Source organism: Martinezella tropici, assembly GCF_008370325.1.
Taxonomy (GTDB): Bacteria; Pseudomonadota; Alphaproteobacteria; order Rhizobiales; family Rhizobiaceae; genus Rhizobium; species Rhizobium tropici_B.
In genome coordinates this window covers 805,577-830,595 of sequence record NZ_VNIP01000006.1, presented here as the reverse complement: position 1 = coordinate 830,595, position 25,019 = coordinate 805,577, and the positions used below count along the sequence as shown (strand labels likewise).

22 protein-coding genes and 1 other RNA gene are annotated in these 25,019 nt (G+C 59.4%); 9 read left to right on the top strand and 14 right to left on the bottom strand.

Features of this window, described 5'->3' with window-relative positions; all coding sequences use genetic code 11:
• Nucleotides 1–9 precede the first annotated feature (9 nt).
• From FP026_RS12425 to FP026_RS12385, 9 genes are all read right to left on the bottom strand, one after another.
• A complete protein-coding gene (locus tag FP026_RS12425; protein WP_149634906.1) occupies nucleotides 10–1,761 on the bottom strand; it encodes a peptidoglycan D,D-transpeptidase FtsI family protein in 1,752 nt (583 codons plus the stop codon).
• Entirely contained in the window at nucleotides 1,761–2,276 is a 516-nt protein-coding gene (gene ftsL, locus FP026_RS12420) for a cell division protein FtsL (RefSeq protein WP_149634905.1), read from the bottom strand. Before ftsL ends, FP026_RS12425 begins: the two co-directional genes overlap by 1 nt.
• A gap of 1 nt (nucleotide 2,277) precedes the next feature.
• Nucleotides 2,278–3,303 carry a 16S rRNA (cytosine(1402)-N(4))-methyltransferase RsmH gene (rsmH, locus tag FP026_RS12415; protein ID WP_149634904.1) on the bottom strand — a complete coding sequence of 342 codons (1,026 nt, stop codon included), beginning with the start codon at nucleotides 3,301–3,303 and terminating at the stop codon, nucleotides 2,278–2,280.
• Nucleotides 3,304–3,317: 14 nt separating this feature from the next.
• Nucleotides 3,318–3,758: a division/cell wall cluster transcriptional repressor MraZ gene (gene mraZ / locus FP026_RS12410; RefSeq protein ID WP_149634903.1), complete on the bottom strand. Its 441-nt coding sequence runs from the start codon at nucleotides 3,756–3,758 to the stop codon at nucleotides 3,318–3,320.
• Between the two features lie 430 nt (nucleotides 3,759–4,188).
• Nucleotides 4,189–4,587, bottom strand: an RNA gene (rnpB, locus tag FP026_RS12405) — RNase P RNA component class A.
• 67 nt (nucleotides 4,588–4,654) lie between these two features.
• Nucleotides 4,655–5,848 (bottom strand): NAD(P)/FAD-dependent oxidoreductase, encoded by a 1,194-nt coding sequence (locus FP026_RS12400; RefSeq protein ID WP_149634902.1) that lies wholly within the window; start codon nucleotides 5,846–5,848, stop codon nucleotides 4,655–4,657.
• Nucleotides 5,849–5,930: 82 nt separating this feature from the next.
• Nucleotides 5,931–6,488, bottom strand: coding sequence for a lytic transglycosylase domain-containing protein (locus FP026_RS12395; RefSeq protein ID WP_149634901.1), 558 nt, complete (start codon nucleotides 6,486–6,488; stop codon nucleotides 5,931–5,933).
• A 266-nt stretch (nucleotides 6,489–6,754) separates the two neighbouring features.
• Nucleotides 6,755–7,516 carry an N-acetylmuramoyl-L-alanine amidase gene (locus FP026_RS12390; RefSeq protein ID WP_149634900.1) on the bottom strand — a complete coding sequence of 254 codons (762 nt, stop codon included), beginning with the start codon at nucleotides 7,514–7,516 and terminating at the stop codon, nucleotides 6,755–6,757.
• Complete coding sequence (locus tag FP026_RS12385) at nucleotides 7,513–8,223, bottom strand: J domain-containing protein (protein WP_149634899.1); 711 nt, start codon at nucleotides 8,221–8,223, stop codon at nucleotides 7,513–7,515. The genes FP026_RS12390 and FP026_RS12385 overlap by 4 nt, the downstream gene beginning before the upstream one ends.
• Nucleotides 8,224–8,496: 273 nt before the next feature.
• Between FP026_RS12385 and FP026_RS12380 the strand changes: the two genes are divergently transcribed.
• The 3 genes from FP026_RS12380 to FP026_RS12370 all read left to right on the top strand — a co-directional run bounded on the left by FP026_RS12380 (nucleotide 8,497) and on the right by FP026_RS12370 (nucleotide 11,774).
• Nucleotides 8,497–9,708, top strand: coding sequence for a pyrophosphate--fructose-6-phosphate 1-phosphotransferase (locus FP026_RS12380; protein WP_149634898.1), 1,212 nt, complete (start codon nucleotides 8,497–8,499; stop codon nucleotides 9,706–9,708).
• A 140-nt stretch (nucleotides 9,709–9,848) separates the two neighbouring features.
• The gene (locus FP026_RS12375) at nucleotides 9,849–10,484 is read left to right on the top strand and encodes a LysE family translocator (protein ID WP_149634897.1); all 636 of its coding nucleotides are present in this window, start codon (nucleotides 9,849–9,851) and stop codon (nucleotides 10,482–10,484) included.
• Between the two features lie 132 nt (nucleotides 10,485–10,616).
• Entirely contained in the window at nucleotides 10,617–11,774 is a 1,158-nt protein-coding gene (locus tag FP026_RS12370; RefSeq protein WP_149634896.1) for a lytic transglycosylase domain-containing protein, read from the top strand.
• A gap of 128 nt (nucleotides 11,775–11,902) precedes the next feature.
• On the opposite strand, the gene FP026_RS12365 is transcribed toward FP026_RS12370, so the two are convergent.
• Nucleotides 11,903–13,291: a serine hydrolase domain-containing protein gene (locus FP026_RS12365; protein ID WP_149634895.1), complete on the bottom strand. Its 1,389-nt coding sequence runs from the start codon at nucleotides 13,289–13,291 to the stop codon at nucleotides 11,903–11,905.
• Nucleotides 13,292–13,482: 191 nt separating this feature from the next.
• On the opposite strand from FP026_RS12365, the gene FP026_RS12360 reads away from it, so the two are divergent.
• From FP026_RS12360 to FP026_RS12340, 5 genes are all read left to right on the top strand, one after another.
• Nucleotides 13,483–14,730, top strand: a complete 1,248-nt coding sequence (locus FP026_RS12360) for a DUF3419 family protein (protein WP_149634894.1) — start codon at nucleotides 13,483–13,485, stop codon at nucleotides 14,728–14,730.
• Nucleotides 14,727–15,401, top strand: coding sequence for a class I SAM-dependent methyltransferase (locus FP026_RS12355; protein WP_149634893.1), 675 nt, complete (start codon nucleotides 14,727–14,729; stop codon nucleotides 15,399–15,401). Before FP026_RS12360 ends, FP026_RS12355 begins: the two co-directional genes overlap by 4 nt.
• Nucleotides 15,402–15,614: 213 nt before the next feature.
• The gene (locus tag FP026_RS12350; protein WP_149634892.1) at nucleotides 15,615–16,406 is read left to right on the top strand and encodes a glycoside hydrolase family 25 protein; all 792 of its coding nucleotides are present in this window, start codon (nucleotides 15,615–15,617) and stop codon (nucleotides 16,404–16,406) included.
• Nucleotides 16,407–16,486: 80 nt separating this feature from the next.
• Nucleotides 16,487–17,734: a lytic murein transglycosylase gene (locus tag FP026_RS12345; RefSeq protein ID WP_149634891.1), complete on the top strand. Its 1,248-nt coding sequence runs from the start codon at nucleotides 16,487–16,489 to the stop codon at nucleotides 17,732–17,734.
• A 158-nt stretch (nucleotides 17,735–17,892) separates the two neighbouring features.
• On the top strand, nucleotides 17,893–18,819 hold the full coding sequence (locus tag FP026_RS12340; protein WP_149634890.1) for a DMT family transporter: 927 nt from the start codon (nucleotides 17,893–17,895) through the stop codon (nucleotides 18,817–18,819).
• 415 nt (nucleotides 18,820–19,234) lie between these two features.
• Here FP026_RS12340 and metF read toward each other — a convergent pair whose 3' ends face one another.
• From metF to FP026_RS12320, 4 genes are all read right to left on the bottom strand, one after another.
• Nucleotides 19,235–20,137 carry a methylenetetrahydrofolate reductase [NAD(P)H] gene (gene metF / locus FP026_RS12335; RefSeq protein ID WP_149634889.1) on the bottom strand — a complete coding sequence of 301 codons (903 nt, stop codon included), beginning with the start codon at nucleotides 20,135–20,137 and terminating at the stop codon, nucleotides 19,235–19,237.
• A gap of 1 nt (nucleotide 20,138) precedes the next feature.
• Nucleotides 20,139–21,164 carry an ArsR/SmtB family transcription factor gene (locus FP026_RS12330; protein WP_149634888.1) on the bottom strand — a complete coding sequence of 342 codons (1,026 nt, stop codon included), beginning with the start codon at nucleotides 21,162–21,164 and terminating at the stop codon, nucleotides 20,139–20,141.
• Nucleotides 21,165–21,389: 225 nt separating this feature from the next.
• Nucleotides 21,390–23,039, bottom strand: a complete 1,650-nt coding sequence (ettA, locus tag FP026_RS12325) for an energy-dependent translational throttle protein EttA (protein WP_149634887.1) — start codon at nucleotides 23,037–23,039, stop codon at nucleotides 21,390–21,392.
• Between the two features lie 125 nt (nucleotides 23,040–23,164).
• The gene (locus tag FP026_RS12320) at nucleotides 23,165–23,911 is read right to left on the bottom strand and encodes a ribonuclease T2 family protein (protein WP_149634886.1); all 747 of its coding nucleotides are present in this window, start codon (nucleotides 23,909–23,911) and stop codon (nucleotides 23,165–23,167) included.
• A gap of 165 nt (nucleotides 23,912–24,076) precedes the next feature.
• Between FP026_RS12320 and FP026_RS12315 the strand changes: the two genes are divergently transcribed.
• Nucleotides 24,077–25,009, top strand: a complete 933-nt coding sequence (locus tag FP026_RS12315; protein ID WP_149634885.1) for an alpha/beta fold hydrolase — start codon at nucleotides 24,077–24,079, stop codon at nucleotides 25,007–25,009.
• The last annotated feature ends 10 nt before the right edge of the window (nucleotides 25,010–25,019 follow it).

Sequence of the window (25,019 nt, the reverse complement as noted above, 5' to 3'; positions counted from 1 at the left end):
CTTTCACGCTTAATAAGACACCAGCAAGGCCGAGTTGCCGTTTCCAAAACTTGGCTGGATGCCGAGGATCGGTGCGGCCCGGGCGATGATGTCGCGCGCGATCGGCGCCGCGGTATAGGCAGAGATCGTGCCGCCATGCTCACCGGTCTTCGGCTCGTCGCAGAAGGTCATGATGATGTATTGCGGATTATCGATCGGGAACGCGGCCATGAAGGTGTTGAAGTTCAGCGTATTGGAGTAGCGGCCGTTGACCACCTTGTCGGCCGTACCGGTCTTGCTGCCGACATCGTAGCCTGGCACGCGGGCAGCGCGGCCCGATCCCTTGGAGCCATTGAAATCCAGCAGAAAGCGTACGTTGTCGCTCGTGCTCTTCTTGACGACGAGCTTGGCGATCTCATCCGCCTGGTCGACGGTGCGAGGCAGGAAGGTCGGCTCGATCAGTTTGCCACCGTTGACGAGCGCCGCACCGGCGACGGCCGTCTGCAATGGCGTCGTCGAGACGCCGTGGCCGAAGGAGATCGTGATCGAATTGATCTTCTTCCAGACGCGGGGCTGTGTCGGCATCTTCACCTCAGGCAGTTCGGTCTGCATCTTGGAGAGCAGGCCAATGCGGGTGAGGAATTCCTTATGCGCGTCGATGCCGACCAGGTCGGCGATCTTCGCCGTGCCGATATTGGACGAGTACTGGAAGATTTCCGGAACGGTCAGCACGCGATGCTGGCCGTGGAAATCTTTAATGGTGAAGCCGCCGATGCGGATCGGGTTGGTGGCATCGAAGGCATCGCGCAGCGTGACCTTGCCGGAATCGAATGCCATTGCCATGGTGAAGGTCTTGAAGGTCGATCCCATTTCGAACGTACCGTTCGTCATGCGATTGAGCCAGCCTTCAGCGGCACCTTCGTTCGGGTAGTTCGGATCGAAATCAGGCGCGGATGCCATGGCAACCACTTCGCCCGTGTGAACATTGATCACCGCCGCGCCGGCACCCTTCGCCTGGAAATTCTTGACGGCGTTGACGACGGCGTCATGGACGATGTCCTGCACGCGCAGATCGATCGACAGCTTGACCGGCTGCAGCGGCTGGTCGTTGGTCATGCCCGCGGCGGCGAGATCGGCGAGCCCCTGGTCGTCGATATATTTCTCCATGCCGGCAACGCCGCGGTTGTCGATATTGACGTAGCCGAGAATATGGGCCGCGGTCGAGCCGCCGGGATAAAAGCGGCGCTTCTCCGGGCGGAACCCGATGCCGGGAATGCCCAGCGCCAGGATCTGGCTTTGCTGTTTCGGCGTCAGCTGCCGGCGCAGCCAGGCAAAATGCGAGCTCTTTACCGAAAGCTTCTTATAGGTGGACTTCGCATCGAGATCCGGCAGGACCTTGCGCAGCTCCTCGACGGCTTCATCCGGATCGATGATCTTGTTAGGCTCGGCAAACAGCGAGACGGTGCGGATGTCCGTTGCCAGAAGAGCACCGTTGCGATCGACGATGTCGGGCCGCGACGCCATAAGCCGATCGGGCGGCAAAATGCTTGACGTCGTATCCGGCGGCGTCATCGCGAACTGGGTAAGACGAGCACCGATCACACAATAGACTGCGATGAAACTTGCCACCAGCAGAACGACGCGGCTCTTGGCTTGGGTGGCCTTGCGCTTGCGCGCGCCTTCGAACGTCGAGCGCGAAAAGCCGTCGCTCGGTCGATTGTTGCCGTCGGTGGAGAAGTGCGCCTTGCTCTTCAGAACCATGATGCGAGAAAGAAAAGACATTATTCGTCCACCGATCCCGTTGCGATATTGTCGATGTCTGGTTTCTTGCGCTTCGCCAAGGCGGGTGCCTTCGGCCGCGGCGCAGGAGCGGCGGCCACATCCGCGATGGCCTTCCTGATCTGCGCGTCGGTCGTATCACTGTTCTTGGAGGCTGCGGATGCATTGCCCTTGACGGGCTTGCCGCTCTTCGGATCGTTGGATGCCGTCACCGTCGGCGGCGGAAGCTGCGAGCGCAGCATCGGCATCTCGCTCGGCTGGACGATCGCGGTCGAAAGCGTCGGCTGCAGCTGCAGCTCGCCACTATAGGCGTTGACGAGCTTTTCAAGACGGTTCGGCTGCGAGACCAGCGCCCAGTCCGCCTTCAGAAGTTCGATCGTGTCCTTCTCGAGCTTGATTTCAGATTCGAGACGACGAACCTCTTCCAGCTTCAGCTCGGCCCGATGCTTGATCGTATAGGTCACGCTGGCCATGGCCGTCATGACGCCGATCAGAACGATGTCAAAAGTCTTTAGCATCTCAACCTCCGAGCTTTCCGAGACTGGCGAGATTGGGCAGATCGAAGATCGAGAGATCGGCAGCTTCGGCTGGCGCGGCGGTCCGAAGCCCCGCACGCAGCTTGGCCGAGCGAGCGCGCGGATTGGCCTCCGCCTCGGCCTCGCTCGCTGAGATCATCGACTTGCCGACCGGCTCGAAGGTAGCAGGCCGCTCACTCACGATCGGCATGTGGCGCGACCCGGCGGCGCGGCCTGAGCGATCGGCAAAGAACTTCTTGACGATCCGGTCTTCCAGCGAATGGAAGGTCACGACGACAAGGCGCCCGCCCGGCTTGAGGGCGCGCTCGGCTGCAAACAATGCCTGGGCCAACTCGCCGAGCTCGTCATTGACGAAAATGCGCAAGGCCTGGAAGACCCGCGTCGCAGGATGAATCTTGTCCTTCGCCTTTCGCGGCGTCACGATCTCGATCAACCCGGCCAGATCGCGAGTGGTGACGAAAGGAGCCTCCGCACGCCGTTTCTCGATCGCATGCGCGATACGCGGCGCCTGCTTTTCCTCGCCAAGGAACACAAAGATGCGAATGAGATCGGCGAGCTTGGCGCGATTGACGACATCGGCAGCCGACACGCCGCTTGCCGACATGCGCATGTCGAGCGGACCGTTCTTGTTGAAGGAAAAGCCGCGCTCGGCCTCGTCGATCTGCATGGAGGAAACGCCGATATCGAGCACGACACCATCAAGGCCACCTGCCGGCGCATGATCGGCCAGCCGGGAAAACTGCGATTGGATGAGATTGAGATGACCGGCATGGGCCGAAACAAGCGCCTGCCCTGCCGCAATCGCCGTCGGATCGCGATCAAGCGCGATCACATCGGCACCGGCGGCAAGAATAGCCGACGTATAGCCGCCAGCCCCGAACGTTCCATCAAGGATGATCCGGCCGGGTGCGGGAGCCAGCGCATCGATCACCTCGGAAAGAAGAACCGGAATGTGACGAACCGGTCCGCCACCGGCATCAGAAGAACCTCCGCCTGAATTCGCCGCCATTCCGTTTCCCCGCTCTATTCCGAGCGCCTGCCCGCCAGCCTGCGCTCCTCTCGTGCTTGCGCCTGCAAGGCCAGGAAGGCCTCCGGTCGCCACAATTGAAAATGATCCGCTCGCCCGACGAAAGTCACTTCGCCCGCAATTCCGGTGAAGTCGCGGATGAAATCCGTGACCATCAGCCGCCCTTCCGCATCGAGCCTCATAAAGACCCCGCCCCCATGAATGAGGAGCGACATCTGGTTTGCCGCCGGCGAAAACGGATCGTCCGCCGCAATCTGCCGCTCGAAACGATCGAGCAGATCGAGACCGCCGACACTGATCGCCGGAAACACAAAATCCTGGAAACAGTACAGCTCCTGGATATTGCGCTCGGCCAGCACGGAACGAAACGCCGCCGGCACGGAAACCCGCCCCTTGGCATCGATCCGGTTGGTCGCATTTGACAGGAAGCGGTTCATGACGCGAAACACCCGTCCCCCATGACCCGCAAGCAGCTACACGCTCGCAGGCACAGCCAAAATCGGACACAGCTTCGCAAGCCGAAAGAGCGGACACCCCTTCGACACTTCCGGAACGGAAGCAATCACGGCCTTGCGATGATTGGGCACTAATTTGCCCGTATGCAGTGTTCTTTTGGGATACCATGGGACCATATGGGCGTCAATGGGATGAGGCCACGTCTGGCATGGCATCAGCTCGAATATTCATAAGCCGTTAAGTTTAACGAAAGGTTAGGATCGGCCTCAGCCAACGCCCCGAAACGGATTGTTTTCACAGGCGAAACGCCCCGCCTGCCAAGGCCGCAAGCCCTCGAAATCCAGGGCACATCGCCACTCTCGAAATTATTTGCGGAAAGCGGGAAACACGCCTTTCCGAAAAGCGCGATGATTTGCCAGTTGGCCTGTAAGCCGGGTTCTGTATGGCTCCGGCCGAGGCCGGAACGTGGCAGCCATTCATCTGGGACGGCGCTTGCGCGACGCCTCATGCAACCCACCCGGATGACCGGCCCGGAAACGGGCTGGAACGCTTGCGCGCCCCGCGTCATCCCTATTCGGTTTTGCTCCCGGTGGGGTTTTCCGTGCCGTCGCTGTTGCCAGAGACGCGGTGGGCTCTTACCCCACCCTTTCACCCTTACCCGGCGCAAAGCCGGGCGGTTTGCTTTCTGTGGCACTTTCCCTGAGGTTGCCCCCGCCGGACGTTATCCGGCACCGTGTTTCCGTGGAGCCCGGACTTTCCTCACCTCATCGCCTTTCGGCATTGATGAAGCGCGGCTGCCCGGCCAACTGGCACTGGCTCATTAACCGAGACCGACCGCAATTGCCACCGAAATATGCAGCTTCGTGAGCGCTAGATGTCAGTTGCGGAAATGCGCTGAAAAATCCGTGCCGTAGCCTTGGTCCTTGATTCGGCCTGCGAGCAACAGCTCCGCCCCCAGCCTGCCGATTTCGTCGGAGCTCTTTGCAGCCGTGCCGCAGCCCCCAGTCAGAACCGCCACGCGTGGCGACGACGTATAGCCGATCATCGGATACCCCGTCGGCGAATAGGAAACGGCGCAAGAATTGGTGAAAGCCGCAGGGCGCTTCACACCGGGAACGAGCGCGTGGAAGATTCGCACCAGGTGTTCGCGGGCTTTGTCGCGCCCAGCCGTGCGAAACCAGGCACGCAATTCCGCCTCGGTCTCGAATTGAAGATCATCGGGATCGCCGCCAATCTTGATGTAATAATTGCCGTCGGGATAGCGGATCGGTGGCAGCATATAGATGCTGTCCACATCATTGGGCGTCACGGATATCAGCGAGGGCATGCCGGAAAGAGCCTCGGCTTCTGCTTCGCTGACCTCGAAGAAGGTGACCGTGCGACCATAAACCTTCATCTCAACAGGTCGCGGCAAGAGATTCTCCGCAATGGAGAAACCGCCGGCGGCCAGTAGGATTTTTTCCGCGCTGAAGGTCTCGCCCTCTGCTGTCGTGACGACCGCCAGACCACCCTCGTCGCGGATCGATAGTGCCGTCTGCTTGATGACCCGGGCGCCGGCTTTTTCCGCCAGCCGCGACTGCGCCTTCACCAGCCGGCGCGGACTGATATGGCCTGCCCCGCGCGGTTCAAAGACGCCTTCGCTTCCCGATGCAAAGGAGAAGAACGGGAACTTCTTCTCAAGCTCTGCGTCGCCGAGGATTTCGGTTTGAACACCGAGCCGACCCGCAGCTTCGACGACATCGCCGACATAGGTGGTCTCTCCTCCGCGTTTCGGACCGGTGACCAGGCAACCGACCGGCGCATAGAACTGAATGCCGCTATCCCGTTCGATTTCCGCATAGCGGCTGATCGAACGGTTCGCCAGGCGAGCCCAATCGGCATCGGGATCGATCGTCCGGGTGATACGGCCCTCGTCGTAATGGCTGCCGAAGACGCCCTGATGATTGGCGCGATCTTCGGGTTCATCCGGCCCGATGACGGCAATACCGTCGGTTTGCCTGGCCAGGTGACGGGCAGCGGCTGCTCCCATCATACCCCGGCCGACGACGATGAATCTGAAATCCGCTACCATACCATGATCCTCGCAAACAACAGCGATTCGATAGCATAGAAGACGAACCCGCCCTACCCCGTAATTCCTGACTCAGCGGACGTCAGTCCAGAAGCGCCAGCACCTTGCCGCAATAGCGCTTCGAAATCGGATTCATGCGCGTGGCGCCGTGGCCAGCATTGTATTTGAGGATGGTATTGCAGGTCGGACCGCCGCCGAGATCCTGCGCCATGGCCAGGTATTTCATGCCGAATCTGATATTCGTCTCGGGATCGTAGAGCCCCTTGGCCCCTCCGGCATATCCCATCAGCCTAGCGGTTGCCGGCTTGATCTGCATCAGGCCGATCTCGCCGGCACTGCCGCGGGTTTTCGGATTAAAATTGCTTTCGATCTTGATGACGGCGGTCGCCAGTTCAACGGCAACGCCGTTCTGCTTGGCATATTTGGCAATCAGGAAGGAGTAACGATTTTCTCGTGCGAAGGAGGTTTCCGCATCACGCAATTCGGCGGGAACGTTTGGCATCGGAAAGCCGGTGGTGCGGCTGACGATCTTGAGTGGAACCGTTTTCTGCTTTGCGCCACGCTGGGCCGCAAAGGCGCAATCATATCCCGCCAGCAGCACGCCCACGCATGCTGCAGCCGCAACAATCAAATTTTTCATGTAGTCTTTTGTCTCCAGGGGTGGGACCGCGGACAGCACACGCCGTCACGTCCGGCTGGAGGCAAAAAGAGCCGCCGGATTGCACAGTCCCCATTAGTCGTCTACGGCCGCGCGACACACAAACCCAGACGGCGCGACCGCCGTTCAGCGAGCGTCGTTAGACCAATGCAATGCGGAGATAATAGGGAAAAGATGTGGCGTAGCAGGGAGTTACGCATTTTCGCATCAATAGCCGGCTATAAACATAGCAGGCGGCGGCGGAAAGGCTACGAATAGCGGGGCAGCGCGGACAGAAGGCGATGAAGCGTATCGATCGTGGAAAAATCGGCAATGCCATCCACACGCTCCTGGCGGAAATGGCGCTGAAAGGCTTCGACGTCCCCCTTCAGCTTCTCCGAGAATTCTCCCGTTATTTCAGTGCTGTAGCCATAAAGCGACAGCATGGACTGCAGCGCCTCGATCGGTTGACCGACATCGCCCTTCTGGAAGAACCTTCCGCCGGTGATCGGCGTCGGTTCCACCCAATGTCCCACCCCTGCCTTAGCCAGCTCCGCCCAAGGGAATTTCTCGCCCGGATCCACCTTTCGCACGGGCGCCACGTCGGAGTGTCCGAGCACGCGTTCCGGCGCGATTGCCCAGCGTTGGCCGCAATCGCGACACAGTTCGACAACCGCTTCGACCTGCGCATCGGGAAAATCCGGAAGTCCGCCCGGATGGCCGGCATTGGCGATCTCGATGCCGATCGACCGCGAATTGATATCGATATCACCATGCCAGGAGCTTTTGCCTGCATGCCAAGCGCGACGCTCTTCCGGAACAAGCTGCACGATGCGGCCGTCCTCGAAAACGAAATAGTGGCTCGACACCTGGCTCTCCGGGCGACAGAGCCAATCAAGAGCACCCTCGGCCGTGCCCATGCCGGTATAATGCAGAAGAATGATATCGGGCCGGCACTCGTCCCGCCGCTCGCCATGGTTCGGCGAAGGCTGCACGTGGGCGCGAGTGAAATCGGCCTTAAATGCACTCATGCGGCGCGGCGTTCTTTCTCGATCTCGGCATAAGCCGCATTCAGGGCTGCCATTCGCTCGTTGGCAATGGCTTGGAACTCTTCGGGAACCCCTCGCGACACGAGACGATCCGGATGGTTCTCATAGACGAGGCCATGATAGCGGCGGCGGATCGTCGGAAAATCGTCCTGCCGCGATACGCCGAGCACCTTGTAGGGGTCACGGCCACCGGCACTCACATGGCGGGCCATGATCTGCTCGAACCGCTGTTCGCTCATATGGAAGATTTCGGCGACATGCTGAAGGAAGGCCATCTCCTTCTCATGGATCAAGCCGTCGGCCTTGGCGATATGGAACAGCCCGTCCAGCACGTCTTCCAGCACCGGGCAATTCTTCGTGCAGGTCTCGCAAAGCGAGGACAGCCGCTCCGCATAGGCCTCGTAACCGGCGACATCCTGACGCGCCAGATTATAAAGGCGTGCGACATTCTTGGCCTGGTCGGGAGGAAATTCGAAGATCTCGCGAAACGCGTTGATCTCATTTTCCGTCACCACGCCGTCAGCCTTCGCCATCTTGGCCGAAAGCGCGATGATGGCGACGGAAAAGGCCACTTTGCGCCGGGTTTCCGGATCACCTTCGAACACGGTGCGAATAGCTTCGACCACCGCGGACAGGGCATTGCCGGCAGTGCTACCGATAGCATTCAGCAATTTTTCCCAAAACGACATGGTGGTTCCAACGGCCTCTAAACAGTAGAACACCTTGATCAAATTATGGTTGCCATTGCAAGCAGTCCATTCGTCGCAAGGCGGAAAACTCTTTTCACAATTTGGTAATGATTGCGTACTTCGCACCTCATCCAATTGTGCACGATCTGCCCTCCAGCGGCAAAACAAACCGCGGATTTCTTAAATTCTTTACTTTACACCCATGCCCGGCTGTCGCATCCATTCCCACCGCAACCATTGAAATGAAGCAGCTTGACTGCAAGGAGGATCTCCATGGCCAAACAGAAAGTCGCAATGCTCACCGCCGGCGGATTGGCGCCCTGCCTTTCTTCCGCGGTTGGCGGGCTGATCCAGCGCTACAGCGACGTGGCACCTGATCTCGACATCATCGCCTATCGTTCCGGCTATCAGGGCGTGCTGCTCGGAGACAGCATCGAGGTGACCCCGACCATGCGCGAACAGGCCTATCTGTTGCATCGCTATGGCGGCTCGCCGATCGGCAACAGCCGCGTCAAGCTCACCAACATTGCCGATTGCGTCAAGCGCGGTCTGGTTAAGGAAGGCGAAAACCCGCTGCGCGTCGCGGCCGAGCGACTGGCTTCCGACGGCATCACCATCCTTCACACGATCGGCGGCGACGACACCAATACCACCGCGGCGGACCTCGCCGCCTATCTCGGCGCTAACGGCTATGATCTGACCGTCGTCGGCCTGCCGAAGACTGTTGATAACGATGTCGTGCCGATCCGCCAGTCTCTTGGCGCCTGGACGGCAGCCGAGGTCGGCGCGCATTTCTTCGACAATGTCAGCAACGAACAGACCGCCGCGCCGCGCACGTTGGTCATTCATGAGGTGATGGGCCGCCACTGCGGCTGGCTGACGGCCGCGACGGCGCGCGCCTATATCCAGAAAACCAGCGCGAACGAATATGTCGAAGGCTTCATGATGAATGCCGAATTGAAGCGCATCGACGGTCTTTATCTGCCGGAAATGCTGTTCGACATCGAGGCGGAAGGCGAACGTCTGCGCGCCATCATGGAAAAGACCGGCCAGGTGACGCTGTTCGTGTCGGAAGGTGCTGGACTCGGCGCTATCGTCGCCGAACGCGAGGCCGCCGGCGAAACCGTCAAGCGTGACGCCTTCGGCCACGTGAAGATCGATACGATCAATGTCGGCGGCTGGTTCCAGAAGCAGTTTGCCGCAATTATCGGCGCCGAACGCTCCATGGTGCAGAAGTCGGGCTATTTCGCACGCTCCGCCCCCGCAAATGGCGAAGATCTCCGCCTGATCCAGGGCATGGTCGATCTCGCGGTGGAAAGTGCGCTTAACAAGGTATCGGGCGTCACCGGCCATGATGAAGGACAGGGCGGCAAGTTGCGCGCCATCGAATTCCCCCGCATCAAGGGCGGCAAGGCATTCGACATCACGCAACTATGGTTCGCCGACGTAATGGACCATATCGGGCAGAAATACACACAAGCCTGATTGATCGGCGATCAGTCGGCCTGATCTGTGATCAAGCGGCCCGATTCATAATCAGGCGGCCCAATTCATAATCAGGCGGATTGACGGATCGCAAATCCGGTGTCTTTGCTGGCAGCGGAAGAGGAATAGAGGAGGATTCCATGTCCATCGAAACCTGGCTCGCTTTCGCCGCCGCGTCCTGCATCATGCTGGCCATACCGGGTCCGACCATTCTCCTTGTGATATCCTACGCACTGGGCCACGGCCGCAAGACGGCCTTGGCAACGGTGACCGGCGTCACTTTGGGCGATTTTACGGCAATGACCGCCTCCCTGGCTGGCCTCGGCGCCCTTCTCGCCACGTCGGCGGCATTGTTCACGATTCTCAAGCTGATCGGCGCGGCCTACCTCGTTTTCCTCGGAATCAAGCTGTGGAGAGCGCCGATCGTGACGGGTCCGCTGGGCGACAATGACAATCTCCCTGAGGAAAAACCGTTAAAAATCATGTTGCACGCATATGTTGTAACGGCGCTCAACCCGAAGAGCATCGTGTTCTTCATCGCCTTCGTGCCGCAATTTCTTGACCTATCGAAGCCATTTCTTGAGCAAACGCTTATTTTGGAGGCGACCTTCCTCACTTTGGCAGCCTTGAACTCGCTCATTTACGTGTTCGTAGCCGACATGGCACACGGCTTCATCCGCAAGGCAAGCGTGCAACGTGCCGTCAACAGAACGGGTGGCACCCTGTTGATTGCCGCCGGTGCCGTGACGGCCGGATACCGCCGGATGGCCGCCTGAGGCGGTGCAGGGTTGCGGGCCGATCACGGATAGGTTAATGGGGATTCATAATTTTATCGATCCTGTGGCCGAATTTGGCGGCTCTGTGGCCGAATTGCATCGAAATTAGGTTTGATTTTCGAAAGTGACAGAATGGTAGCGATCGGATTTCCCAGCCTGAAGCGCAGCGTTGCCTTTTCGGCAATGATGTGCGGCGCTCTCGCCGGGTGTGCAAGCACTCAGCAGCAGACGTCTCAGGCAGAACTCCCGTCGGCACACACCAACGTGCCGCATCCAAATACGACCCTGACCGCAACCGGCACTGCCTCGTCTACGGGTGGCGCGGCAATGGCCGCAGTAGCGCCGGGATTCATCGGCCCGCGGCAGCCGCAGCAACAGGTAGCACTGGCAAAATCCGGCCGTGTTGGCCCAGGCACGGTAAACGCCGCTCCCGGCGCCGTGAACCAGCAGCAGATCGATGCAGCTCGATCACGTTTCGGCACCCCGGCGGCAAACGCCCCCAACCAAGGAACGGTCGCAATTGCCGCGGCGACCGGCGTGCCTGCCGCCAATACCACGACAGCCGCGGCCTATGCCGCATCCGACGTGCCGCTCGTGCCTTCCGTGGTCGCGATCCCGATGCCCAATCCGGCACGCCCCGGCGACGCCGCCCTGACGCCGGTCTCGGCCTCCGTCGCGCAAGGTGAACCGACCATTCCGATGACGTCGGATATTGCCGCCATTCAGGTCGCCGTACCGACGCCGCGTCCCGGATCCGAAGCGCAGGCTGAAGTCGCGTTCGCAACGCCGGCACAGATCGGCCAGCCGCGCTATGCGGACAACCGCATGCATTATGACTTCAATTTCGACAGCAGCGGCCCGACTGTCGTTCCCGCAGTGGTGACGACCCGGAATTACGATTCAGACGTACCTGCCGAAGAAAAGAGCTACGTCTCCAAGCTCATCCAGAAATATGCCAAGCTCTACGAAATCCCGGAATCGCTGATCCATCGCGTCGTTCATCGCGAGAGCCGCTATAATCCGAAGGCGTACAACCGGGCCGGATATTTCGGCCTGATGCAGATCAAATACAATACGGCCAAATCCATGGGTTACGAAGGCCCGGCGTCCGGCCTGCTCGATGCGGAAACCAACATCAAATACGCCGCAAAATATCTGCGCGGCGCTTGGATGACGGCAGACAGTAAGGCCACAAACAAGGAAACCAATGCCGTCCAGCTTTATGCACGTGGCTACTATTATGATGCCAAGCGCAAGGGCCTGACAGATGTCGCCAACGGCAATTACTGATTTCATCAAGGCATTTTGAAAGTCGGCTTGGAACGGTTCGGCATTTCACGGAAACGCCGAACCGTTCGGTCTCTTCGCTTTTTGCGCAATTCCCGGGAAAAACCGCTGCCAACTTTCCTGGCCTCGCTCTAGCTCGAGGCCGGCTTTATCACATCCATGATCCGTTTCAGCAGGATTTGCGGCCGGTAGTCCGCCCAGGCTGGCGTCAATCCCATCCGTACGACAACCAGATTGGCGGACGGAACGATGGCCACCGTCTGGCCGTCGTGGCCGCTCATCCAGAACGTATCTGCGGGCAGACCGTATTGCGCATTCGAGCCGCCGGGACCCGCAAGCCAGGCCTGAACCTGAGAATAGACACCTTCCGACGCCTTTGTCGGCGTACGCATGGCGCCGACAAAGCCCTCCGGCAGCAACCGATGCCCGTTCCACACGCCGTCCTGAAGCAGGAACTGACCGAAACGCGCCCAGTCGCGAGCATTGGCGTAGAGATAGGAACTGCCGACAAAGGTCCCGCGCTCATCGGCCTCCAAAACGGCGCTGTACATGCCGAGCGGTCCGAAAAGCGCTTCGCGCGGATAGGAGACGGCGGCACTCAGATTGGGCAACCGATTCATCCAGAGGCGTGAAAGCAGGGTTGCGGTGCCGCTTGAATAGCTGAAGCGCTCGCCTGGCGCTGCGACCTGACGCGCACCGGCCGCGACGCTGGTCGTATCCGGCTCGAGATAGAGCATACGTGTCACATCGGACACGCTGCCATAGGACTCGTTGAAGACAAGACCGCTCTCCATGGCAAGGAGATCGCTGAGCTTGATATTCCTGCGCTCGTCCGCGCTCCATTGCGGCAACAGGTTTTGATCGTCGAAAGACATGCGTCCCGCCATCATCAGGCGGCCGATGATGGCGGCATTGACTGTTTTCGTCATGGACCAGCCGATGAGAGGTGTCGCCTTACTGAAGCCGTCGCCATAGTTCTCGGCGACGATATGCCCGTCCTTGACGACGACGACCGCCCGCATGGCCGGCCCGGCGAGATCCGGGTTCGTGACGATATTGGCAAGCTTCGCGCCCTGCTCGCCCTGGCCGACGTTGACCGCATCTCCATCGGGCCATAGCGCATCGCTCTTCGGTGCCTTGATCTTGTTCAGGAAGACCGCACTGCGAGCCGCCTGCAAATCGCCATCGGGGACCGCCGTGCAGCCGAGCGCCCCGCGATAAAGCGCATAGTTCGGTGCAAACAAACCAAGGAAACGGGCGGTCACGACGCCTTCGTCGCGATCGACGGAAACCCGAATGAGCTTCAGCGCCGGATTGCCGGGGGCCTGCACGTCTTCTTCCAGCACCTTATCCGGGTCGCGTTTTGCCACGAACGTGTTCGAGCAGACGATCTTTGCGGCATAGCCATCACCAACCTTGAGCAATTCCGGCGGGTAAAGGGAAAGCCCAATGGCTCCGCCAGCGACAATGATCAGCAGCAAAACAATAAGAGCCGCGATCATTCTCGATATCAAACGCATGTCACACACCCTCCAAAAGGTACGCGGAGACAATCAGGAAACGCAGCAATATGAAAGGCCTATGATGGCTGCCGCACCTTAAATATGTGCAAGGGTGTTTTTCCGCCGGCTCTGCCAACAGCCCGCGTCATCAGACTGTAGCATTGCCGGGTTACACGCCCTGAACTTCACAAATCGGTGACAAGACTCAGATGACGGAATTCGCCCCGGATGCCGGTCTCCAAAAGAACCGGAAACTCAAGGACGCTCTCCTGCAGCATAAGGCGCTGTCCAAGGCCGGCCTCTCCGAGCGCCTCTTCGGAATGCTGTTTTCAGGCCTCGTCTATCCGCAAATCTGGGAAGATCCGGATATCGACATGGAGGCGATGGAGCTTCAGCCGCATCACCGCATCGTGACCATCGGTTCCGGCGGCTGCAACATGCTCGCCTATCTCTCGCAGAACCCTGCCTCGATCGACGTCGTTGACCTGAACCGCCATCACATCGCACTCAACAAGCTGAAGCTTGCAGCCTTCCGCTTGCTGCCTGGTCATGCTGATCTGGTGCGCTTCTTCGGCACGCCGGACGTTACCGCCAATAGCCAGGCCTACGACCAGTTCATCGCATCGCGCCTCGACACGGCAACTGCCGACTATTGGGACGGTCGCGACCTCTACGGCCGCCGCCGGATCACGGTTTTCAATCGCAATATCTATAAGACCGGCCTTCTCGGCCGCTTCATCGGCGCAGCCCATATGCTGGCGCGCCTGAATGGCGTTCGTCTCGACAAGATGACGCAAGCCCGCACCATGCGCGAACAGCGCCAATTCTTCGAGGAAGAGATCGCGCCGATCTTCGACAAGAGGGCCGTTCGCTGGCTGCTCGGCCGCAAAAGCTCGCTCTTTGGTCTCGGCATTCCGCCGCAGCAGTATGACGAACTCGCAAGCCTTGCGGGCGACGATTCCATTTCCGCCGTGCTGAAGCACCGTCTTGAAAAGCTCGCCTGTCACTTCCCGATGCGCGACAACTATTTTGCCTGGCAGGCGTTTGCGCGTCGCTACGCCGCCCAGCATCAGGGTCCGCTGCCAACCTATCTCAAGCCGGAACACTATGCCGCGATCCGCGCCAATGCCGACCGCGTCGACGTGCATCACGCCAATTTCATCGAGCTTCTGGCCTCCAAACCGGCTGCCTCGCGTGATCGCTACATCCTACTCGATGCTCAGGACTGGATGACCGACGAACAGCTCAACAATCTCTGGGCCGAAATTACCCGCACGGCGCGCGAAGGCGCGCGCGTCATCTTCCGCACCGCCGCTGAAAAGAGCATCATCGAGGGTCGCCTTTCTCCGGCGATCCGCGACCAATGGGTCTATTTCGAAGAACGTTCGCAGGAGCTCAATGCACGCGATCGCTCGGCCATCTACGGCGGCTTCCACATCTACGGGAAAAAAGCGTGAGCCAGGCGGATACGGGCATAGAAACCAGCGATAATAACCATGCCAAGCTGATGGACGGCATGTACCGCTATCAGCGCCACATCTATGACCTGACCCGCAAATACTACCTGTTCGGCCGTGACCGCACGATCGAGCACCTGAATGTGCCTGCCGGCGGCTCCTGCCTGGAAGTGGGCTGCGGCACCGGCCGCAACATGTTGCTCGCTTATCGCCGCTTCCCTTCCGCCCGCTTCTATGGCCTCGACATCTCCCAGGAAATGCTGATTTCGGCGGGAAATAATTTCCGCGGTCTGAAGCAGATGCCGGATTTCCGCGTCGCCGATGCCACAGCCTTTTCACCCTCTGATTTCGGCGTCGGCGGGTTCGACCGCGTGATGATTTCCTATGCGCTGTCGATGATCCCGGACTGGAAAAGCGCAATCGATGCTTCGCTCAATGCTGTCGCTCCGGGCGGCGAACTGCATATCGTCGACTTCGGCCAGCAGGAAGGCCTACCGGGCTGGTTCAGAGCGCTTCTGAAGGGTTGGCTGAAGAAGTTCCATGTCGATCCGCGCGCCGACCTTCTGACCGTGCTTCAAGACAAGGCCCAGGCACGCGGCATGTCCGTGAAGACCGAAAGAATCGGTCGCGGCTATGCCTGGCGCGCTGTGGCAAGCAAGCCCGGCGCCTGAGCGACGGCGGATTCCAGCGCAAAATCCGTCAAAGAATGCGCCAAACATAAGAATTTGCTTGAAGATAACGCATTTTTTACGTTGATATGGTGAATAAAGTGGCAAGACCAGCCGGCAACGGTATGGTCTGCCGCTCTTTCGGATTCTCGGGGACCATATTACGGAAGCCAAGCCTTGGGGCAGCAAGATCACTCGCGCCATAACGGGTTACGCATGCGCTGGCTTCTGGCATGTCTACTGCCGCTCGCCCTCTTCTTGAATGGCTGCACGACGGGCTATGACGCCCTTTCGACGGCTGCCCTTCCCAAAACCAGATTCAGCGATACGAAACCACAGGATTTCGGCCGCGACCATCCGCAGCGCCACCCCATCCATGGCATCGACGTTTCCAAATGGCAGGGCGATATCGATTGGAAAACCGTGAAGGGGTCGGGTGTTGCCTTCGTCTTCATCAAGGCGACGGAGGGCAAGGACCGGATCGATCCGCGGTTTACGGAATATTGGCAGGAAGCCAATGCCGCCGGGCTTCTGCACGCGCCCTATCATTTCTTCTATTTCTGCTCTACCGCCGACGAACAGGCCGATTGGTTCATCCGCAATGTGCCGAAGGATACAATGGCGCTTCCGCCTGTCGTCGATGTCGAATGGAACCCCGGCTCGCCGACCTGCAAGACCAGACCGGCTCCCGAAACGGTGAGAACGGAAATCAAGCGTTTCATGGATCGCCTCGAAGCCTATTATGGCAAGCGCCCGATCATCTATACGTCGGTCGATTTTCATCGCGAAAATCTTGTCGGTTACTTCAAGGACTATCGCTTCTGGGTCCGCTCGGTCGCCAAGCATCCGAAGGAGACCTATGCGGATCGCAGCTGGGCCTTCTGGCAGTATACGTCGACGGGGGTCATACCCGGCATCAAAGGTCCGACGGACATCAATGTTTTCGGCGGTTCCGAGCAGAACTGGCAAAACTGGGTGGCGGCAGTAGAGAAGCAAGGAAATTCTTAAGGCCGACTCCACTTCACTCTTGCTTATGTCACAATCTTCTGTGAAAGCGACCCTATTCTATCACCTGGGAAGGATCGCTCATGGATCGTCAAACCATTCGACGCAGCGCTCTTGCGTTGCTCTTCGCTTCAGCCATGACCGGTACGGCAATGGCACAGAGCGCTGCTCCGGCAGCCGTGCCGCCCGCGAGCAGCGACGCAACTCCAAAAGTCGCCTGCGGCGGCGATCTCGCCGCATTCCTGGCCGGCGTGAAGGCCGAGGCGATTGCTGACGGCGCGGATGCCGCCGCCGCAGACAAGACGCTCGCTGGCGCGCAGATCGACCAGAAGGTTCTCGCCATGGACCGCAGCCAGGGCGTCTTTCGCCAGACCTTCCTCGAGTTTTCCCAGCGCACCGTCAGCCAGGGCCGCCTCGATATCGGCCGCCAGAAGATGAAGCAGTATGCCGACGTCTTCGCCAAGGCCGAGCAGGATTATGGCGTACCTCCCGGTGTCATCACCGCCTATTGGGCGATGGAAACCGATTTCGGCGTTGTGCAGGGCAATTTCAACACTCGCAACGCCCTGGTGACTCTTTCTCACGACTGCCGTCGTCCCGAGTTTTTCCGTCCGCGCCTGATCTCATACATCGAGATGGTACAGCACGGTGATGCAGATCCGAATACTACGACAGGTGCATGGGCTGGTGAAATCGGCCAGACACAGATGCTTCCTCCATCGATCATCAAATACGGCGTTGACGGCGACGGCGATGGCCATGTCAATTTGAAGACGAGCGCGCCTGACGTCATTCTGACCACAGCTAAATATATACAGAGCCTCGGCTTCCAGCGCGGCCAGCCATGGCTGCAGGAAGTAACGGTCCCGGACAATCTTCCCTGGGAAAAGTCCGGCATCGGCGGCACGCTGACGGCTGGTGATTGGTTCAAGCTCGGCGTTAAGCCGCGTGACGGCAACACCAATTTCGGCTCTTTGTCGGCTGCGCTTATTCTGCCGCAGGGTCGCCAGGGTCCGGCTTTCCTGGCCTATCCGAACTACACCAATGCCTATCTCGGATGGAACCAGTCCTTCGTGTACACGACCTCGGCCGCCTATTTCGCCACGCGCTTTGCCGGTGCCCCGCCCTATAACAAGGGTACGCCTGAGGCAGGCCTGAACGATGTCGACATGAAGGCGCTTCAGACCAAGCTCGTGGCGCGCGGCTACGATGTCGGCAAGATTGATGGCATTCTCGGCTCCGGCACGCGCGTCGCCATCCAGAAGGAGCAATTCCGCCTCGGCATGCCGGCGGACGGCTGGGCGACAACGGTGCTGCTCAACGCGCTTTGAACTCTTTTGCATCCCTATCGAAAAGGCGGCCTCGAGCCGCCTTTTTGTTGCGCGGAATTCCGCCAACGCCTCCCAAGCCAGCTGCCGCATATTTGGCAGAAAACGGGTGGAACCCCAGCCCTCTCCCGGGTTACATGGACCGAACGGGGGAGACGACAATGAGTAACGAAAACCGCATGAGCGCCTTGACCTGGGGGCTGCTTCTATTACTCGGGCTGATCTGGGGTGGTTCGTTTTTCTTCGCCCGTATTGCGGTCCATCACGTTCCGCCCTTTACGCTCGTTCTTCTGCGCCTGTCTCTGGCGGCGCTGGCGCTGCATCTCTACCTTGCCGGCCGCTTTGGCATCTACCAGGTATTGCGGACCCAATGGCGACAATTTCTCCTGCTGGGGCTCATCAACAATGCCGTGCCGCATACCCTTATCTTCTTCGGTCAGACGCAGATGGGCGCCGGTCTCGCCTCCATCCTCAACGCAACCACGCCGATCTGGACCGTCCTGATCGGCAACCAGCTGACGACCGACGAACGCCTCACTCCGGCCAAGCTCATCGGCTGTTTCATCGGACTGATCGGGACGGCGGTACTGCTCGGACCAAGCGTCACCACCGGCGGCTCGGTTCCCTTCTGGGCGTTATCGCTGCCGATCCTGGCCGCGATTTCCTATGGTTTTGCCGCAATCTACGCCAAGCGCTTTAAGGGCATTGCCCCACCTGTCGTCGCGGCCGGTCAGTTGACCGGCTCCTCACTGATCATGCTGCCGGTCGCTGTGATCGTTGACCAACCCTGGTCTCTTGCGGCGCCGCCGGCAACAGCGATCGCTGCCATCCTGGGCTTGGCGCTGCTATCGACGGCTTTCGCCTATATTCTCTATTTTCGCATCATGGCGCTGGCCGGCGCTACGAACGCTTCACTGGTGACCCTGCTGGTGCCGCCAAGTGCACTTCTGCTTGGCTTCCTGTTTCTGGATGAACGGCTTGGCTTCGCCGAGATAGCCGGCATGGCGCTGATCGGCGCGGGTCTGCTCGTCCTCGACGGCCGGTTTTATGCATGGATGAAACACGGCATAAGAACGCGCGCGACATGATTGGCTGCTCCATCGGGTAGCCAGCGGTCACAGCATGTTAATACTTATTCACAACCCGTCACTTTAACGGCAACCTGAATTTTCATAGTAAAATCAAAATACTGCCGCGATTATCTGAATCGAAACACCAACCCCATGCCGCGCCGCAGCATCGAATTTGCTTTCCAAACAACATATTTTCGACATAAAATTTAACGGCTGACTGAGGAGGAAGACATGGGATTGACGCGATCCATCAACGTCCTAGTGGTCGGTGCGGCCTTCGCTTTCGTCGTGACGATGCTTTTCATCTGACGGCTTTGGCAAAATTCGCAGACGATCAAACTCCGAAAAGCTAACAAAACCTCTGTTTCATTAGAGAAGCGCATGCCCTAGCTGGACATGCGCTTTTTCATGATCAAATCGCGCGAAATGCTCAGGCGGCGGCACCGGCGCGTGCATTCACCTTGCGCTGAAGACCAAGCCGTTCAAGGACGGCTGAGACGAGCGCCGAGCGGTTCATCGTGTAAAGATGAAACTCATGAATGCCTCGGCGTATCAGATCCTGGATCTGCTCGGCCGCGACGTCCGCGGCGACCTTCGCGCGTTCCTCGACATTCTCGTCCAGGCCGTCGAAACGATCATCAAGCCAGGACGGAATGCTGGCGCCACATGCGCCGGCAAAGCGCTTGAGCTGGGTGAGGTTCTGGATCGGCATGATGCCGGGCACAACGGGGATCCGGATGCCGGCCGCGCGAACACGATCATGATAGCGCTCGAACGCGTCATTATCGAAGAAGAACTGGGTCAACGCCCGGTCGGCGCCATTCTCGGCCTTGCGCTTCAGCATGTCGATATCTGCAGCGGTATCGCGGCTTTCCGGATGCTTTTCCGGATAGGCGGATACGGAGATATCGAAATCGCCGCGCTCCCGCAAAGCTCCCACCAGTTCGGCGGCATTGGCATAACCGCCGGGATGTGGTTGATAGGCCGACCCCACCCCACCCGGCGGATCGCCGCGCAACGCGACGAAACGGCGAACGCCCGCAGCCAGGAACTCGTCGATCACACGATGCGTATCTTCGCGCGTCGCACCGACACAGGTAAGATGCGATGCCGTCGTGAACGGCGTTTCATGGATCATCTTGCGTACGGCCGAAAGCGTCGGCGCCTTGGTCGAGCCGCCTGCCCCATACGTGACTGAAACGAACTCAGGCTCCCAGTCGCTGAGCTCTTCAACAGTATTCCACAGTTGCTGTTCGGCCTCTTCCGACTTCGGCGGAAAGAATTCGAAGGAGACGCGGATACCGTCACTAAGGCTTTCGGATCTCGAGGACATGTCAAACTCTCCCGGCAAGAATGGGGGACGACTGGTGGCCTTGGTTTGCTGCCATCAACAGCCGCGGATCGCGCGCCAGCCAGATGCTGACTGTCAGCGCCTGACCGCCTTCCCTCCCCGAATGGAGGTGCTGCACGCGCTCGACATCCAGCCCTACCAGCTTCAGCCAATCCGACATGGTCTGATCCGAGAAGCCGAGACGCAGATGCGCATGCTCGTCGCGCAGATATTCAAGTCCATGAGGCGCGAGATCGATGATGACGAGGCGGCCGCCGGGCCGCAGCATTCGCGCCGCCTCGGCAACAGCGATCTCCGGCTGATCGAGGAAATGCAGCACCTGATGGATGGTGATCAGATCGAAATCCTGCTGCTCGAGCGGCAGGTTGAAAATATCGCCATGACGCACCGAAGCGGCGGTGATGTTGGCGCGATCGAGATTGGCGCGGGCGACCGCCAGCATATCGCGGCTGGCATCGATGCCGACGGCGCGACGGTAGTGGCCTGCCAGGAGCTGCAGCATCCGGCCCGTACCCGTACCGAGGTCGAGGAAAGAATCGATCGGCTGCGGGCCGATCAGCTCGATCAGCGCCTTATCGACATCCTCGTCGGCGACATGCAGGCGACGCAACTCGTCCCATTCGGCGGCATTCCGGCTGAAATAAGCCTGCGCACGTTCGGCACGGATGCGCTTGACCGAAGCAAGGCGCTCGCCGTCGCGCAGCAGGACGGTATCCTTCTCGGCGGTGTGACGCAGAAGCGTACGCGCCAAGGTCACCGCCTTGCCTTCCTGCTTCAAGCGGAAATAAGCCCAGGCGCCTTCCTGATAGCGATCGATCAGGCCGGCCTCGCCAAGCAGCTTCAGATGCCGCGAGATGCGGGGCTGCGATTGGCCGAGAATCTCGGTAAGATCGGTGACGGTCAGATCACTTGCCACGAGCAGTGCCATGAGACGCAGCCGCGTCGGTTCGCCGACCGCCTTCAGCACGTCAACAACTTCATCCAAGCCGAGCTTCACCACATCCGTCATTCGACACCCAATCAAGATATAAAGATATCTTTATGTGATTTGAATGGACTCCGCAAGGGGCTAATCACCGAAGAGGCCGGCAGGGCGTCGGGAATCTGTTAGTTTTTGTCGGCTGGGGAATATATGCTTCCTGCCCTACCGCAAAGAAAAACCCCCGAAGGTTGATGTCCAACTTTCGGGGGTCAGTCCCCTGCCGGGGTTCTAGACAGCGGAAAGACAGCAAACTTATCGTGTCAGTCGCTTGTGCGCCTGGCTGCCCGGATTGAGAGCATCGGGGCCGAGGCGGCGGATCTTGTCCTGCTCGTAATCTTCGAAATTGCCTTCGAACCATTCAACATGCCCTTCGCCTTCAAAGGCCAGGATATGCGTGGCCAGGCGGTCGAGGAACATGCGATCGTGGCTAATGATGATGGCGCAGCCGGCGAAGTTTTCGAGCGCGCTTTCCAGCGCCCCCAGCGTTTCCGTATCGAGGTCGTTGGTCGGTTCGTCGAGCAGAAGTACGTTGCCGCCAGCCTTCAACATTTTGGCCAGGTGAACGCGGTTGCGCTGACCGCCGGAGAGATTGCCGACCTTCTGCTGCTGGTCGCCGCCCTTGAAGTTAAAGGCGCCGCAATAGGCGCGCGAGTTCATGTCGAACTTGCCGAGCTTGATGATTTCGGCGCCGCCGGAGATTTCCTCCCATACGGTCTTATTGCCGTCAAGCGCGTCGCGGCTCTGGTCGACATAGCTGAGATGCACCGTCTCGCCGATGCGAATCGAGCCGGCATCCGGCTTTTCCTGCCCGGTGATCATCTTGAACAGGGTGGTCTTGCCGGCGCCGTTCGGGCCGATGATGCCGACAATACCGCCAGGCGGCAACTTGATCGACAGATCGTTGACCAGCGTGCGACCTTCGAAGCCTTTGGTGATACCCTCCATCTCGACTACCACCTGGCCGAGACGCTCGCTGACCGGAATGATGATCTGCGCATCACCCGGACGCTGATTTTCGGCGGCATCGACCAGCTGTTCGTAAGCGTTGATACGCGCCTTGGACTTGGCCTGACGGGCTTTGGGACTGGAGGCGATCCATTCCTGTTCGCGGCTGATTGCCTTCTGGCGGCCAGCTTCTTCGCGGGATTCCTGCAGCATGCGCTTGGCCTTGGCCTGCAGATAGGCGGAGTAGTTGCCTTCGTAGGGAATGCCACGGCCGCGGTCGAGTTCGAGAATCCAGCCGGTAACATTGTCGAGGAAGTATCGGTCGTGGGTGATCATCATCACGGCACCCGGATAGTCGCGCAGGTGCTTTTCCAGCCAGGCAATGGTCTCAGCGTCGAGATGGTTGGTCGGTTCGTCGAGCAGCAGCAGGTCCGGCTGCGAGAGAAGCAGGCGGCACAGCGCGATACGGCGGCGCTCGCCGCCGGAAAGGCTGGTGACTTCGGCATCACGCGGCGGGCAGCACAACGCTTCCATCGCCATCTCGACCTGGCTTTCCAGATCCCAAAGATTCTGGCTGTCGATGATATCCTGGAGCTTGGCGGCCTCTTCCGCAGTCTCGTCGGAATAGTTCATCATCAATTCGTTGTAGCGATTGAGGATTTCGGTTTTCTTGGCGACGCCTTCCATGACGTTTTCGAACACCGTCTTGTTGGGATCGAGCTGAGGCTCCTGCGCCAGGTAGCCGATGGTGGCGCCTTCGGCCAGCCAGGCTTCGCCGGTATATTCCTTGTCAAGACCGGCCATGATGCGCAGCACCGTCGACTTACCCGCGCCGTTCGGGCCGAGAATACCGATCTTGGCGTCGGGGTAGAAGGAAAGATGGATGTTCTCGAGGATCTTCTTGGCGCCATAGGACTTATTCAGTCCGGCCATATGATAAATAAACTGACGTGCCATAGCTTGGGTTACTCCACGGGCGGATAACATTGCGAATTGTGCCGCTATGTAGGCGAAACCCCGCCCTCGGGCAACGGCGAAACCTTGTCCGAGGGCATTATCCGCGTCACAAAACCCGGAAAAGCTTAGAAACCGGCGGCGTCCACCACGCCGCGGTCGCAGCCGAAGGCAGTGCTGCCTGCGCTTTGGATCAGTTTGGCGAGCCGCGGCTCGTTACCTTGCTGGGGTTCGATCGCATCCTCCGAGAGGCCGATGGTGAGTTCCGAAATCATCCTGACATCGCCGACACGGCGGCAGCTCATCTTGATGCGCGCATTGGCGCCCTCGCCGAAGCTCTGGTCGAAGGCAGCCTTGATGCTTTCGGCATCGAGTTCCTTGCCGATATTCTCCGCGAAAAGATCGCGCACGGACGACGCATTGAGCTCGGCGATCAGACCGGCGGCGATGGAAAAATATTTGTCGGCGCTGAGCTTCGTGCAGGTGCCGTGCTTGATCCATTCATGCCGCTCGAGGCCGGATTGCGTGCCCGGCATTGCCTTGTCCAGCTTCGCCTTGACATCCTGCGACAGCTCCACCGCCGGCAGATCCTTCCAGTCGCGGCCGCGATCCGCCTGCTTCAAATCCTCCGAAACATCGCAATATTCCTGCCGCATCGGCCAGAGACCATGCAGCGAGAAGTTCTTGGCATCGTAATCGTTCGACGACTGGTTCCGGCACTCCGCCTTCTTCTGGTTCGTCGCGCAAAATGCCGGCTCCCAGCTTGCCGCCAGGATAAAGCGTGTTCGCCCGCGGCTATGCTCCTGCGCCATGGCGCTCGCGGCCGTCCCGACCGAAAGAAATACAACTGCAAATACCCGAAGCAACTGCTTCATTTCTGCCTCCAATAAGAACATTATAGGAACAAATAAGCAGTTTGATTGAGCGGACGCAATCCTGAATCGTAGCACTCGGAAAGATTTATTTCTGTGTGCTTCGGCACCTATCCATTGCAATCGGCGGGATGATAACCTTTCGTCCGAATAGGGAGGACCGAATGCATGTTCGCGGATACGCAGCGCCTGAATAGCCCGACGGGCGCGAAGATTGCCTATCATCACGTGCCGGCAACGGGAGAAGCACGTGGCATCCTGCTGATATCGCATGGTCTTGCCGAACACTCCCGCCGCTACGAAGCCTTTGCTGATGCGATGGCCAGCCAAGGCTTCCATGTCTACGCTCACGATCATCGCGGCCACGGCGAGACCGTTGCCCATGAAGCGCCTATCGGCCGCTTCGCGCGAAGAGGTGGAGTGGACCATGTCATCGCTGATGTGCTCGCCATGCGCGAGCTTGCCGCAAGCGCTCATCCCGGACTGCCGATCATCCTGTTCGGCCACTCCATGGGTGGATTGATCAGCCTCAACACGGTCGTCACGCATCCGGACAAGTTCGATGCCGTCGCCGTGTGGAATTCCAATTTCAATGCGGGCCTTGCGGGCCGCACCGCCCAGCTCATCCTCAAGACGGAGCGCATGTTCAAGGGATCGGATGTTCCAAGCGGCCCTTTGCCGAAGCTGACCTTCGGCGCCTGGGGCCGGTCGATCGCAAATCGCCGCACCGACTTCGACTGGCTTTCGCGCATTCCCGAGCATGTGGACAGATACATCGCCGATCCGCTTTGCGGCTTCGATGCTTCCGTCTCGCTCTGGCTCGACATATTGGAGCTTACCTTCCGGGCACCGCAAAAGATCTATCTCGACCGGCTTCGACGCGATATGCCCATCCATCTCGTCGGAGGCGCCAAGGATCCGGCAACCGATAATGCGAAAGCGATCTCCTGGCTGGCAAACCATTTGAAAAGTGCCGGTTTCTCTCATATTACAACCGAGATCCATCCCGACATGCGGCACGAGACGCTTAACGAGATCGGCGCCGATGAAGCCATTTCCCGCTTTGCCGATTGGTGCAAAGAGGTGACGGCAAACATCTGATTCTCATGGG